General features: G+C 74.4%; 14 protein-coding genes. 7 read left to right on the plus strand and 7 right to left on the minus strand.

Features of this window, described 5'->3' with window-relative positions; genetic code table 11:
• The first annotated feature begins 40 nt into the window (after positions 1-40).
• Positions 41-1174 carry a YbdK family carboxylate-amine ligase gene (locus JX575_RS06030; protein WP_186341553.1) on the plus strand — a complete coding sequence of 378 codons (1134 nt, stop codon included), beginning with the start codon at positions 41-43 and terminating at the stop codon, positions 1172-1174.
• A gap of 56 nt (positions 1175-1230) precedes the next feature.
• Here JX575_RS06030 and JX575_RS06035 read toward each other — a convergent pair whose 3' ends face one another.
• The 3 genes from JX575_RS06035 to JX575_RS06045 form a co-directional block, all read right to left on the minus strand.
• Positions 1231-1383, minus strand: coding sequence for a hypothetical protein (locus tag JX575_RS06035; RefSeq protein ID WP_186341554.1), 153 nt, complete (start codon positions 1381-1383; stop codon positions 1231-1233).
• Between the two features lie 5 nt (positions 1384-1388).
• Entirely contained in the window at positions 1389-4079 is a 2691-nt protein-coding gene (locus JX575_RS06040; RefSeq protein ID WP_186341555.1) for an FAD/NAD(P)-binding protein, read from the minus strand.
• Between the two features lie 91 nt (positions 4080-4170).
• A complete protein-coding gene (locus JX575_RS06045; protein ID WP_186341556.1) occupies positions 4171-4773 on the minus strand; it encodes a GNAT family N-acetyltransferase in 603 nt (200 codons plus the stop codon).
• Positions 4774-4847: 74 nt separating this feature from the next.
• On the opposite strand from JX575_RS06045, the gene JX575_RS06050 reads away from it, so the two are divergent.
• The gene (locus JX575_RS06050) at positions 4848-5561 is read left to right on the plus strand and encodes an aspartate/glutamate racemase family protein (RefSeq protein ID WP_222129644.1); all 714 of its coding nucleotides are present in this window, start codon (positions 4848-4850) and stop codon (positions 5559-5561) included.
• A gap of 31 nt (positions 5562-5592) precedes the next feature.
• Here the strand turns inward: JX575_RS06050 and JX575_RS06055 are convergent, their stop codons facing one another.
• On the minus strand, positions 5593-6633 hold the full coding sequence (locus tag JX575_RS06055; protein WP_186341557.1) for a 1-aminocyclopropane-1-carboxylate deaminase: 1041 nt from the start codon (positions 6631-6633) through the stop codon (positions 5593-5595).
• A gap of 66 nt (positions 6634-6699) precedes the next feature.
• Between JX575_RS06055 and JX575_RS06060 the strand changes: the two genes are divergently transcribed.
• From JX575_RS06060 to JX575_RS06070, 3 genes are read left to right on the plus strand one after another with little or no spacing between them, the layout of a single operon-like run.
• On the plus strand, positions 6700-7365 hold the full coding sequence (locus JX575_RS06060; RefSeq protein ID WP_186341558.1) for a hypothetical protein: 666 nt from the start codon (positions 6700-6702) through the stop codon (positions 7363-7365).
• A 4-nt stretch (positions 7366-7369) separates the two neighbouring features.
• A complete protein-coding gene (locus tag JX575_RS06065) occupies positions 7370-8308 on the plus strand; it encodes a cation diffusion facilitator family transporter (protein WP_186341559.1) in 939 nt (312 codons plus the stop codon).
• Positions 8309-8322: 14 nt separating this feature from the next.
• On the plus strand, positions 8323-9345 hold the full coding sequence (locus JX575_RS06070) for an LLM class flavin-dependent oxidoreductase (RefSeq protein ID WP_186341560.1): 1023 nt from the start codon (positions 8323-8325) through the stop codon (positions 9343-9345).
• Positions 9346-9522: 177 nt separating this feature from the next.
• Here the strand turns inward: JX575_RS06070 and JX575_RS06075 are convergent, their stop codons facing one another.
• Entirely contained in the window at positions 9523-10509 is a 987-nt protein-coding gene (locus JX575_RS06075; protein ID WP_186341561.1) for an LLM class F420-dependent oxidoreductase, read from the minus strand.
• A 108-nt stretch (positions 10510-10617) separates the two neighbouring features.
• Here JX575_RS06075 and JX575_RS06080 point away from each other — a divergent pair, with 108 nt between their 5' ends.
• Positions 10618-10830 (plus strand): hypothetical protein, encoded by a 213-nt coding sequence (locus JX575_RS06080; RefSeq protein WP_186341562.1) that lies wholly within the window; start codon positions 10618-10620, stop codon positions 10828-10830.
• 53 nt (positions 10831-10883) lie between these two features.
• A complete protein-coding gene (locus JX575_RS06085) occupies positions 10884-11540 on the plus strand; it encodes an SDR family oxidoreductase (RefSeq protein WP_186341563.1) in 657 nt (218 codons plus the stop codon).
• 10 nt (positions 11541-11550) lie between these two features.
• Here the strand turns inward: JX575_RS06085 and JX575_RS06090 are convergent, their stop codons facing one another.
• Both JX575_RS06090 and JX575_RS19600 read right to left on the minus strand, forming a co-directional pair.
• Positions 11551-11769 (minus strand): PLD nuclease N-terminal domain-containing protein, encoded by a 219-nt coding sequence (locus JX575_RS06090; RefSeq protein WP_186341564.1) that lies wholly within the window; start codon positions 11767-11769, stop codon positions 11551-11553.
• Positions 11770-11807: 38 nt separating this feature from the next.
• Positions 11808-12347, minus strand: a complete 540-nt coding sequence (locus tag JX575_RS19600) for a MaoC/PaaZ C-terminal domain-containing protein (RefSeq protein ID WP_313960525.1) — start codon at positions 12345-12347, stop codon at positions 11808-11810.
• Positions 12348-12375: the final 28 nt, after the last annotated feature.

Below are 12375 nucleotides of genomic sequence, written 5' to 3' on the forward strand. Positions count from 1 at the left end.
AGGGCGCATGCCGGGGTCGTCCGCGGGGCACGAGGGGCGCATGACGAACGGGATGTCGGGGGAGGTCCCGGACGACGTGGGTGTGCCGGCGCACGTGCCGGGCGGTGAGTTCTCCGTCGGCGTCGAGGAGGAGCTGATGCTCGTCGACGACCAGGACGCGCTGATGGGCGCGGCGGCGGGCCCGCTGGTCGCGGCGATGTCGCAGTCGAGGCCCGACGCGGGTGTGGTGACCGGGGAGATCTACGTCGACCAGGTCGAGCTCAACACGCCCGTCTGCGCCACCGCGGAGGACGCGTGGCGCGCGCTGCGCGAGCTGCGCGCGCTCGTCGGCAAGAACGGCGGCCGGGTCCTCGCCGCAGGGGTGCACCCGACCGCCCCGGTCGGCGTCGCCGACATCGCCGCGTCGCCGCGCTACGACCGGATCATCGACGAGTACGCCGGCCTGCTGCGCACGCCGACGGCCGCGCTGCAGGTGCACGTCGGGCTGCCAGACGAGCGCACCGCGATCCTGGCCTACCGCGGGCTGCGCAACCGGCTGCCGCTGCTGCGCGCCCTCGCCGCCGGATCGCCCTACTGGCACGGGCTCGACTCCGGGCAGGCCACGGCCCGCGCCGCGATCATCCGCTCCTACCCGCGCACCACGATGCCGCCGCTGCTGCGGTCGTGGGACGACTACGTCGCGCGCACCGAGTCGCTGATGCGGGCCGCCGAGGCGTCCGACCACACCTACGTGTGGTGGGAGATGCGCCCGCGCCCGTTGCTCGGGACCCTCGAGGTCCGGGTGATGGACTCCGTGCCGTCCCTGACGAGCGTCGCCGCGCTGACCGCCCTCGTGCAGGGCATCGCACGTCGCGCCGTGGAGGCGCCCGACGAGCACGACCTCGACGACGACGTGCTGGCCGTCAACGACCACCGGGCGTCGCGCTACGGCCTCGACACCCGCGTGGTCGACGTCGACCAGCACCTCCGGCCGATGCGCGAGATCGCGGGCCGGGTGGTCGCCGAGGCGCGCGCGGTGCTGGCTCCCGATCGGATCGACGCACCGCTCGACGCGCTGGACGCGACGCTGGCGGGGGAGACCGAGCCCAACCGCCAGCGCCGGGTGGTGGCCGCCGGCGGCATGCCGGCCCTGCTCGCCGACCTCGTCGCCCGCACCGGCGACCTGGAGGGCTGAGCCGTGCACGTCGACCACCTCGCGGTCGTGGCGCGCACGCCCGCGGCACCCGTTCCCTAGCCGTCAGCGCGGGGCGGACCGGCCTCGCGCAGCAGCCACCACCCCGCCAGCCACGCGGCGGCGCCGGCGACCACCTCGACGTGCAGGTCGGCCATGACCACGGCGACCATCGTGGTCGCCGCGACCGAGCCGAACCCGTCGAGGTGCACCGCGATCAGCGCCCGAGCGACCGACTGTGCTGCGGGGTCGTGCCGGGGGCCGCCGCGCGGGCGGCGGTGACCGCCGCCCGGCGCCGCGCGTCGAGGGCCGAGGAGCGGCGGGTGAGCCGCTGGTCGAGCAGCCCCGCGGCCTCCGTGGTGCGGCCGGCCATCGCGAGCGTGTGCACGAGGGTGTCCTCGACGACCTCGCGCTGCGCCCGGCTGCCGCCCAGCGGCGACAACCTGCCGACGATGCCGGTGAGGGTCGTCGCGGCGGCGTCCCAGCGCTCCTCGACGACCTGCAGGAGTCCGTCGCAGAGCGGGGCGACCACGTCGCGGAGCACCCGGTCGTCGCTCGCGCGGGACCGGACGGCCAGCGCGGCCAGCGCGGACGCGTCGCCGTCGGCCGCGAGCAGCACCGCGCTGTGCATCGCCGCGAACGGCGTGGGCGGGGTCGTGAGCCACTCGGCGGGGGCCTGGGCGCGCACCTCGGCGACGGGCAGGTCGTCGGTCCAGGCGCCGGTCATCCGCCCGCGCCACAGCAGCGACCCGCTGTCCACCACGACCCGGCTGCCGCTCACGACCGAGGGGGCGAGCTCGCGGGCGTAGCGGCGGCGGACCGCCTCCACGTCGTCCTGCATCAGCTCGTGGAGCGCGGCGTGCCAGGAGAAGTGGGAGCGGTGGTTGGCCTCCGGACCGCGGGTGTGGATCCACTCGTCGAGCCAGGCCAGCCCGGCGGCGTGGTCGCCGGTCTCGTAGTGGACGTGGGCGCGGGCGTGGACCGCGTGGCCCGAGGCCGGCTCGACCGAGAGGGCGTAGGAGGCCAGGTCCTCGGCCTCGGCCCAGCGCTCCTGGTCCTGCCGGACGAACGCCAGCTGGCCGGCGTACCACCAGTCGTCGCCGTAGGCACGGCCCAGCGACTCGACGAGGTCGGCGGTCTGGGGGCCGCTGGTCAGGCCGCCGAAGGCGACGGTCGGCACCGCGACGCTGACGGCGAGCGCGTCGCGGGGGAACAGGCGCACGTGCCGCAGGAGGGCGGCGGCGCCGGTGGCCTCGTCGGTGCGCAGGCGCGTGGTGACGGCGTCGAGGAACGACGACTCGCGGTCGTCGAGGTGGCGCTCGGCCGCCGCCCGGTGCGCGGCGCGCAGGGACTCCCGCCACTGGGCGGTGGTGCCCCACTCGTGCCCGAGCAGCGCCAGGGCGGCGTGGGCGAGCACGAAGCCCTCATCGGCGGCGACGGCGTCGATGAGCCCCTCCTCGACGCCTTCCTGCAGGCGGAGCAGACGGCCGAGGGCCGCGTTGTAGCGCTCGGCGGCGTCCTGGCTGGTGGACAGGGTGAGTCCGTAGGGGTCGACCGGGCGGCGGCGCGACTCGCCGTGCAGCGAGCGGCTGACGATGCGGGCGACGTCGTAGGCCTGCTCGCGGATCTCGGGCATGGCCGTGGACTCCCACAGGTTGCCGCGGCGCAGCGAGCCGACGGCGAGGAACGGGAGCGTGTCGGGCAGGGTGCCGAGGATGCGGCCGTCGTCGGCGGTGTCGATGCCCAGGCCCGCGGGGCCGGGTCGGACGAGGCCCGACTGGGCCAGCCGGGTCAGCAGCGGGTCGGCCGCGATGGAGCCGACGGGGCCGGTGCAGTTGACGACCGCCGCGACCCGCAGCGTCGTGCCGTCGTCGAGGGTGACGTGAAGGGCCGTGTCGTCGGCCCGCACGGCGGCGAGGGTGCCCCGGTGGCGCACGAGCCGGCCCTCGGCGGCGACGGCGTCGAGGCGGCGCGCCGTGGCGGGGGCCATCCGGTGGCGACGGACGTCCCACGCGCGGGCGTCCTCGGCGATGAAGCGACGCTTGTCGGCCTCCGACAGGCCGCGCCAGAGCTGGGCGGTGACCGGGCGCAGCCCGTCGATGGCGGCGCGCCAGTCGCCGGTGGCCTCGACGGTCTCGTGGACGTGCGCGGCGAGCGTGGAGCGCAGCGTGTCGAGGTCCTGGGTGCGGGTGATGCCGGGCGGCGGCGGGACGGGCGGGGTGGTCGGCAGCACGTGGGCGTGCGGCATCGCGTCGGTGCGCGAGACGACGTGGATGGTGCGGTCGGGGCGGTCGGCGCTGATCGCGAGGTCGACCATCGTCAGGCCCGAGCCGAGCATCAGCACGTCGCCGACAGCCGGGATCGGCTGCGTCCACGGGTCGGCCACCAGCCGGGGGTCGTCGGCCAGCTCGGGCGGGGCCCAGCCGGTGCCGGGGCGGCTGCCGGTCGCGAGCACGACCGCGCGCGCCTCGAGCCGGTCGCCGTCGGAGAGGTCCACGACGAACCCGTCGCCGGAGCGGGCGATGTCGGCGACCTCCGCGCGACGGCGTACGAGCTGGGCGTTGCCCGGGAACTCGGTCGCGGTCGTCAGCAGGGTCTCGACGTAGCGACCGAAGACGGCGCGCGGGGCGAAGTCGTGGGGCTGGAAGTCGGGGTCGTGGTGCGCGCGGAGCCAGCGCAGGAAGTGCTCGGGATCGCGGGGGAAGGCGCTCATGCCCGACGCCGGGACGTTGAGGAGGTGCCGCTCGTCGGTGGTGGAGTAGGCCTGGCCGCGACCGGTGCCGGGGGCCGGGTCGACCAGCTCGACCCGGAAGCGGGAGGAGAGCGCCGTCACGAGGTGGGTGGCGACCAGCGTGCCGCCGGCGCCCGCTCCGACCACGACGACCCGACAGTCCCCCTCGTTCGTCACCACAGCGCATTCTCCTTTAGTCAACTGGTTTACTCGACTTACGATATCAGGAGCAGGCGGCCTCCCGCGCATCCGGGTCTCGGCGTGGCGATCACGTCGTGCGGCGCATCACCACGCGGGGAAACCCGGCCGACGTGGCCGTGGTGGGAGCGGCCACCTCGAAGCCGGCGTCCTCGAAGAGCTTGCGGGTGCCGACGTAGGCCATCGTCAGGTCGACCTTCTCCCCGCGGTTGTCGACGGGGTAGCCCTCGACGACCGGCGCGCCGCGGCGGGCGGCGTAGGCCACGGCACCCTCGAGCAGGACGTGCGAGATGCCGCGGCCGCGGTGGCCGGGACGGACCCGGATGCACCACACCGACCAGGCGGACTGGTCGTCGATCACCGGGATCCTGGTGGAGCGGGCGAAGGGCAGCTCGGCGCGCGGGGCGACGGCCGCCCACCCCACGACCTCGCTCCCGTCGTACGCCAGCACGCCCGGCTTGGTCGCGCGGCGGGTCAGCGCCTCGACCCGGGCCGCGCGCGCGGAACCGACCAGCTCGCGGTTGTCCTTGGCCGGGATGCGGTGGCTGAGGCACCAGCACACGTTGGAGCCTGGGTTCTTCGGGCCGACCATGGTGCGCACGTCGTCGAAGCGGGCGTGGGTGGCCGGGTGGACGGTGAGGTCGCCTGAGGCGACGAGGGGAGTCGTGGCCATGGTGCACGCTAGCGCTGCGCGCCGACATCGTGCGGCCGGCGACGGTGGTGGACGGCGCGATGTTGAATGGGGCGATGGACGCACCAGCGACACCGGTCGTGCGCCGGATCGGGCTCCTCGGCGGGATGAGCTGGGAGAGCTCGGCGCTCTACTACGCGATCGTCAACGAGGCCGTCCGCGACCGGCTCGGCGGCTACCACTCGGCGCGGGTGGTGATGGCCTCGGTCGATTTCGCCGACGTCGAGGCACTCCAGGCGGCGGGCGACTGGGACGCGGCGGGCGCGCTGCTGGCGGCCGAGGCCGCGGCGCTCGAGTCGGCGGGCGCGGAGTGCCTGGTGCTGTGCACCAACACGATGCACAAGGTGGCCGGGGCGATCGAGGCGGCGATCCGGATCCCGTTGATCCACATCGTCGACGTGACCGCGGCAGCGGTCCGCGGCGCCGGGCTGCGCCGGGTCGCCCTGCTCGGCACGCGGTTCACCATGGAGCAGACGTTCGTGCGCGAGCGGCTCGCCGGCCACGGCGTGGAGGCGATCGTGCCCGCGGGCGACGACCTCGAGGTCGTGCACCGGGTGATCTACGACGAGCTGGTCCGCGGCGTCGTACGCCCGCAGTCGCGGGCGGCCTACGTCGACGTGGTCGCGCGGCTGGTCGCCCGCGGCGCCGAGGGCGTGGTGCTCGGCTGCACCGAGATCGAGCTGCTGCTCGGCCCCGACGACGTCGACGTCCCGGTCTTCGCCACCACCCGCCTCCACGCGCTGGCGGCCGTCGACTTCGCGCTGGCCTGACGTCGCCCCGGCCCCGGGGAGCGGCGGTCGGTCAGCCCGGCGCCGGCCAGAGGGAGTGGTAGGCGTTGACGGCCGGCTGACCGCCCAGGTGGGCGTCGAGCACGTGCGAGTCGCGGGGGATGTCGCCGGCGCTCACCAGGTCGACCAGGCCGGCGAGCGACTTCCCCTCGTAGACCGGGTCGGTGATCATCGCCTCGAGCTGCGCGCCCAGCGCCATCGCCTCCATCGTCGCGTCGACCGGGATCCCGTAGAGGTCGCCCGCCCACCCCTCGAGCACCGTGACCTCGTCGTCGCGCAGGTCGCGGCCGAGCTCGATGAGCTCGGCGGTGTGCCGCGCGATGCGCTCGACCTGGTCGCGGGTCCTGTCGATGGTCGCGCTGGCGTCGATGCCGAGGACGCGGCGGCGGACGCCGGTGAGGTCCTCGAGGGCCGCGAAGCCGGCGACCATGCCCGCGTGGGTGGAGCCGGTCACCGTGCAGACGACGATCGTGTCGAAGGTGACGCCGAGCGCCTGCTCCTGCTCGGCCAGCTCGAAGGCCCAGCGGGCGAAGCCGAGGCCGCCGAGCCGGTGCTCGCTCGCGCCGGCCGGGATGGCGTACGGCGTGCCGCCGGCCTCCTCGACCTCGCGGATCGCGTCCTTCCACGAGTCGCGGATGCCGATGTCGAAGCCGCTCGGGTCGAGCCGGGAGTCGGCGCCCATCATGCGGCTGAGCAGGATGTTGCCGACCTGCGTGGCGGCCGGGTCGTCCCACGGCACCCACCTCTCCTGCACCAGGCGGCACTTCAGGCCGAGGTGGGCGGCGACGGCGGCCACCTGGCGGGTGTGGTTGGACTGGTAGCCGCCGATGGAGACCAGCGTGTCTGCGCCGCTGGCCAGCACGTCGGGGACGATGTACTCGAGCTTGCGGACCTTGTTGCCGCCGTAGGCCAGGCCGCTGCTGACGTCCTCGCGCTTGGCCCACACCTGCGCCCCGCCACCGCGGGCGGCGAGGTGCTCGCTCAGGCGCCGGAGGTGGTGCACGGGCGAGGGTCCGAAGGTGAGCGGGTGGCGCTCGAACCGGTCGAGGATCACGGGGTCTCCCTGCATCGGGGTGGGTCCCTCAATATGGCGGACCGGTCAAGGGGGTACCCACCGACCATGCCCTCGCTCGCCACCCGCGCCGTCGTGCGCTCCTTCGCCGCGCTCGCCGCGGCCCGCTCCGCGCCGGCGTTCCATCCCCGCGGCGTGGTGTACGAGGGTCGCGCCGAGGTGCACGGCGCCGGGCCGCTGCCGGTGGGCGTGGTGCACTGCCTGGTCCGGCTCTCGAAGGGCATCGGCACGCCGCGCGGGGTGCCGGACCTGCTCGGCCTCGGCGTCCGCCTGCTCCACGACCCGCCCGTCGACGTGCTGTGCACGACGGCGCCGGGGGGCGCGCGGTGGCAGCGCTACCTGCTCGCGCCGGGGATGCGGTGGGGCGGCGCGACGCTGACCTCCCTGATGTGGTGGCGCTCGCCGTCGGGGGAGCGGCTCCAGGTCGTCGTGGACGTGCCCGACCCGCGCCTGGACTCGCCGGAGCCCGACGTGCTCGTCGGGCGGCTGCCCGTCGACCTCACCCTGCGCGTCGTGGGGGCGGGCGGTGACGTGCAGACGGCCACGGTCCGGGTGGAGCGCCGGTCCGAGGCGCCGCGTCCCGACCTCGACCCGGTGCTGCACCGGCCGCGGCCGTGGCGGCTCGGCCCGCACTGGCTGGCCGCGGTGCGCGAGCGTGCGTACGTCGGCAGTCGCGCGGGCCAGCCGCGGAAGGGCGGGGAGGGCGCACACTGAGGTCATGCTGACCGTCATCGTGGCGCTCACCGCCAACGCGATCCTGGCCGTGCTCAAGACCGTCGCCGCGGTCGTCACCGGCTCCGCGTCGATGGTCGCCGAGGCCTCGCACTCCTGGGCCGACACCGGCAACGAGATCTTCCTGGTGGTGGCCGAGCGCAGGTCGGACAAGCCGCCCGACGACGAGCACCCCCTCGGCTACGGCCGTGCCGCCTACGTGTGGTCGATGATCGCCGCGTTCGGCCTGTTCGCCGTCGGCGCGGCGGTGTCGGTCATCCACGGGATCCAGTCGCTCGGCGCCGACGAGCGCGACGCCGACTACCTGTGGGCCTACCTCGTGCTGGGCGCCGCGTTCGTGCTCGAGGGCACGTCGTTCCTCCAGGCCCGCCGGGAGGTCAGGCGGGGCGCGCTCTCGGCGAAGGTGAGCGGGGCGCAGTTCGTGGACCAGACGTCCGACCCGACGCTGCGGGGGGTCTTCTTCGAGGACGCCGCGGCGCTGGTCGGCATCGTCATCGCGATCTCCGGGCTGGCGCTGCACCAGGTCACCGGCGACGCCGCGTGGGACGCGATCGGGTCGATCCTCGTCGGCCTGCTGCTCGGCTTCATCGCGATCTACCTGCTGCGCCGCAACATGGCGTTCCTCGTCGGCCAGGTCGCCGATCCGCGCATCTACGCCTCGGTGCTCCGCTGGCTGGAGGAGCGACCCGAGGTGCAGTCGGTCAACACCCTGCACCTGGAGTACGTCGGCCCGGAGCGGCTCTTCCTCGTCGGGTCGGTCGACCTGGTCGGCGACCACGTCGAGAGCGAGGCCGCCGAGCAGCTGCAGCGGCTCGAGGACGAGCTCGCGCAACGCCCGGACATCATGCGGGCGGTGCTGTCGCTGGCCGCGCCGGGGCGCCCGCCGAGCGTCGTACGCGTGCCCGGGAACATCCACGATGGTTGAGCGTTGAACCAGTCATGAAGAAGATCGGGTTCCTCAACTTCGGCCACTGGACCGACTCGCCGCAGTCCGCGGTGCGCTCGGCCTCCGACACGCTCCTGCAGTCGATCGACCTCGCCGTGGCCGCCGAGGAGCTCGGCGCGGACGGTGCGTACTTCCGCGTGCACCACTTCGCCCGCCAGCTCGCCTCGCCGTTCCCGCTGCTGGCCGCCGTCGGCGCGCGCACCAGCCGGATCGAGATCGGCACCGGCGTGATCGACATGCGCTACGAGAACCCTCTCTACATGGCCGAGGACGCCGGCTCGGCAGACCTCATCGCCGGCGGCAGGCTGCAGCTCGGCATCAGCCGCGGGTCACCGGAGCAGGTGATCGAGGGGTGGCGCTACTTCGGCTACGCCCCCGCCGAGGGCGAGGACCAGGCCGAGATGGCCCGCCGCCACACCGAGGTGCTGCTGCAGGTGCTGGAGGGCGAGGGGTTCGCCCAGCCCAACCCGCGCCCGATGTTCCCCAACCCGCCCGGCCTGCTGCGCATCGAGCCGCACTCCGAGGGCCTGCGCGAGCGCATCTGGTGGGGCGCCGCCTCCGACGCCACCGCCCGGTGGGCGGCGGAGAAGGGCATGCACCTGATGAGCTCCACGCTCAAGGCCGACGAGACGGGCGAGCCCTTCCACGTCCAGCAGCGCAAGCAGATCGAGGTGTTCCGCGAGGCCTGGCGCGAGGCCGGGCACGCGGGCGAGCCGCGGGTGTCGGTCAGCCGCTCGATCATGCCGATCACCACCGACCTCGACCGGATGTACTTCGGCCACGAGGGCAGCAGCTCCGACCAGTTCGGCCAGATCGAGGCCAACCTGCGCGCGGTCTTCGGCAAGACCTACGCCGCCGAGCCCGACGTGCTGGTCGAGGAGCTCGCCGGCGACGAGGCGGTCGCCGCCGCCGACACGCTCCTGCTCACGGTGCCCAACCAGCTCGGGGTCGACTACAACGCGCACCTGCTGGAGTCGGTGCTCACCGACGTGGCCCCCGGCCTCGGCTGGCGCTGACTCCGCTGGGCGCGGCCGCTCGGCGTACGTCCTCGGGCCGGACTTGGAGGGCGAGTCGGACACCTGGAGGCCTTCGCAACCCCCTCCAGGTGTCGAACTCCCCGCTCGAGCGGGGACTCCGACGAGGGCGGGCGGAGCGGGGACTCCGACGAGGGCGGGCGGAGCAACCCCGCGGGGTCAGGGGGCGGCGGCCCGGAGCTTGTCGAGGAGCGGCCGGGCGGCCTCGGTGAGGAAGCGGTCCTGGCCCTCGTCGCCGACCTGCACGAGCGCCACGTCGGTGAAGCCCGCCTCCCAGTAGGCCGAGACGGCCTCGACGATCTTGTCGAGGTCGGGCCCGCAGGGGATCGACTCCGCGACGTCCTCGGGGCGGACGAAGGTCGTCGCGCCGGAGAAGCCGGCGGGGGTGGGGAGGTCGGCGTTGACCGACCAGCCGCCGCCGAACCAGCGGAACTGCTCGTGGGCGCGCGCGAGGGCCGCGTCCTCGTCGGGGTCCCAGCAGATGGGGATCTGGCCGACCGCGCGGGCTCCGTCGCCGATGCGCGGGGCCCCGTCGACGGAGTTCCACGACTCCACGATCTCCGCCTTGGGCTCGACGGCCACCAGGTGGTCGGCCAGGGGCGCGAAGCGCTCGATCGCGCGATCGCCGGCCACGGCGACGCCGATGTCGACGCCCTGCTCGGGAATGTCCCAGACCCGGGCGGAGTCGACCTGGAAGAACTCGCCGCGGTGGTCGACCAGGTCGCCGGTGTGCAGCGCGCGGATGACCTCGATGGCCTCGGCCAGCATGTCCTGCCGTTCGGCGAGCGCCGGCCAGCCCTGGCCCACCACGTGCTCGTTGAGGTTCTCCCCGCTGCCGAGGCCGAGGACGAACCTGCCCTCGGCGAGGATCTGCAGCGTCGCGGACTTCTGCGCCACCACGGCCGGGTGGTAGCGCAGGGTCGGGCACGTCACGTAGGTCATCAGCCCGACCTGCTCGGTCGCCTGCGCCACCGCTCCCAGCGTCGTCCAGGCGTACGGGGCGTGCCCCTGCTCGGTCAGCCACGGGGAGTAGTGGTCGCTCATCACCTCGAAGTCGAAGCCGGCCCGCTCCGCGGCGACGGCGTACGACACCAGCTCCCGCGGGCCGCTCTGCTCGGTCATCAGGGTGTAGCCGAAACGCGTCATGCTGCGACGGTAGCCAGCCGCCGCAGGGCACCCACCACCCGGCGAGGTGAGGTGTGCGCGCGGGCCTGCTGGTTGTGTGGAGGGTCCCCGACGAAGCAGGAGGCACGCATGAGCGGCACCGACGGACACGACGATCAGCAGGACCAGCAGGACGGGCAGGTCTCCGAGATGGCCGCGGCCGGCGGTGAGCCCGAGCCGATCAGCTCCGGCGACTCCGTGGCCGGGCAGCCCGACCCCCACCCCGGCGAGGTCGACGAGGGCGCGCAAGGACCCGACGCGATCCCGGACGACCCGACCGGCGAGCACCCCCACAAGCCCTGAGCCCACCGGCCCCCTGGGCCGGGACCCGCACGCTGGTCCTGTAGGAACGTCCCATGAGCCGACCAGTGATCGTCGTCGTGGGTGCCGGTCCGGGCGTGAGCGGGTCGCTCGCGCGCCGCTCCGCCGACGAGGGGTACGACGTGGCGCTGCTCGGCCAGGACCAGCACGTCCTCGACGACCTCGCGGCCGACCTCGAGCGCCGGGGCGCCACGGTCGGGCACGCCCGCGTGGACGTCACCGACGACGAGGCCACCCGGGCGGCCGTACGCCGGTTCGGCGAGCACAGCGGCCGGATCGACGTGCTGCACTTCAACCCCAGCGTCTTCCGGCAGAAGGACCCGCTGGAGCTCACCGTCGCCGAGCTGCTCGCCGACGTCGCGCTGGGAGTGGGTGCGCTGCTGACGGCCGTGCAGGCAGCGCGGCCCTTCATGTCGGCCGGCGCGCGGATCAGCGTGACCGGCAGCGTGGCCGCCGACGAGCCGTGGGAGGGCGCGGCGTCCCTCGGCGTGCAGAAGGCCGGCGTGCGCAACCTCGTGCAGAGCATCGACAAGACGCTCGCGCCCCACGGGATCCGCGCCGTCTCGGTGACGGTGCGCGGCGCCCTGGCACGCGAGGGCGCGTTCGCCCCGGACCGGGTCGCCGAGGCGCTGTGGTCGGCCGTGAGGACGGACGAGGCCGACTGGCGCTCCGAGGTCCCCTACGACGGATGAGGCGCGGGCCTCAGCCCTTGCGGCCGAGGACGAGGTAGGCGATCGGGCCGACCGGCTGCACCGACAGCGCCGGTACCCACAGCAGCTTGGGCCCGCGCACCTGGTCGGAGGGGCGCCGTTTGAGGTCGCGGGCGCACCAGGCGGTGAGGGCGACCTCGACGATCCCGGCCGCGGCGACGAGCTTCCTCTGGGTGGGCGTCAGGTCGCTCCACGACTTCTTCTGTGCCATGGCCGCACGCTACCGGGGCCGGCGCCGGGCCGGCGCGCTCAGGCCTCCTTGGCCACCAGCGTCAGCACGTCGTAGGTCGCCACGGGGTCGCCGTCCTGGTTGGTCACCAGGGCGTCCCACCGCACCTCGCCGTAGTCGGCCGACGCGCGCGGGGTCATCTGCTTGACCGTGAGCGTCACCCGGATCGTGTCACCGGCCTTGACCGGGGTGAGGAAACGCAGGTCGTCGACGCCGAAGTTGGCCAGCACCGGGCCGGGCGCCGGGTCGACGAAGAGCCCGGCGGCCATCGAGACGATGAGGTAGCCGTGGGCGACGATGCCCCCGAACAGCGGGTTGCGCGCCGCCGCCTCCGGGTCGGTGTGGGCGTAGAAGGTGTCGCCGGTGAAGTCGGAGAAGTGGTCGATGTCGTCGCGCGAGATCGTGCGCGGCTCGGAGGTGATGGTGTCGCCGATGCGCAGCGTGGCGAGCGAGTGGCGGAACGGGTGCTCCGGGGTCTCGGTGCGCCGGGAGCCGCGCGTCCACCGCCCGGTGATCGCGGTCAGCATGTCGGGGGAGGCCTGGATCGCGGAGCGCTGCATGTGGTGGAGCACCCCGCGTACGCCGCCG

This window comes from Nocardioides sp. zg-1228, from assembly GCF_017086465.1.
Taxonomy (GTDB): domain Bacteria; phylum Actinomycetota; class Actinomycetes; order Propionibacteriales; family Nocardioidaceae; genus Nocardioides.

Bases quoted from the DNA above. Each gene is read 5' to 3' on its own strand.
- JX575_RS06030 (WP_186341553.1), top strand. From the start codon at position 41: ATGACGAACGGGATGTCGGGGGAGGTCCCGGACGACGTGGGTGTGCCG.
- JX575_RS06045 (WP_186341556.1), bottom strand. From the start codon at position 4,773: ATGGCCACGACTCCCCTCGTCGCCTCAGGCGACCTCACCGTCCACCCG.
- JX575_RS06050 (WP_222129644.1), top strand. From the start codon at position 4,848: ATGGACGCACCAGCGACACCGGTCGTGCGCCGGATCGGGCTCCTCGGC.
- JX575_RS06060 (WP_186341558.1), top strand. From the start codon at position 6,700: ATGCCCTCGCTCGCCACCCGCGCCGTCGTGCGCTCCTTCGCCGCGCTC.
- JX575_RS06065 (WP_186341559.1), top strand. From the start codon at position 7,370: ATGCTGACCGTCATCGTGGCGCTCACCGCCAACGCGATCCTGGCCGTG.
- JX575_RS06070 (WP_186341560.1), top strand. From the start codon at position 8,323: ATGAAGAAGATCGGGTTCCTCAACTTCGGCCACTGGACCGACTCGCCG.
- JX575_RS06075 (WP_186341561.1), bottom strand. From the start codon at position 10,509: ATGACGCGTTTCGGCTACACCCTGATGACCGAGCAGAGCGGCCCGCGG.
- JX575_RS06080 (WP_186341562.1), top strand. From the start codon at position 10,618: ATGAGCGGCACCGACGGACACGACGATCAGCAGGACCAGCAGGACGGG.
- JX575_RS06085 (WP_186341563.1), top strand. From the start codon at position 10,884: ATGAGCCGACCAGTGATCGTCGTCGTGGGTGCCGGTCCGGGCGTGAGC.
- JX575_RS06090 (WP_186341564.1), bottom strand. From the start codon at position 11,769: ATGGCACAGAAGAAGTCGTGGAGCGACCTGACGCCCACCCAGAGGAAG.
- JX575_RS19600 (WP_313960525.1), bottom strand. From the start codon at position 12,347: ATGCAGCGCTCCGCGATCCAGGCCTCCCCCGACATGCTGACCGCGATC.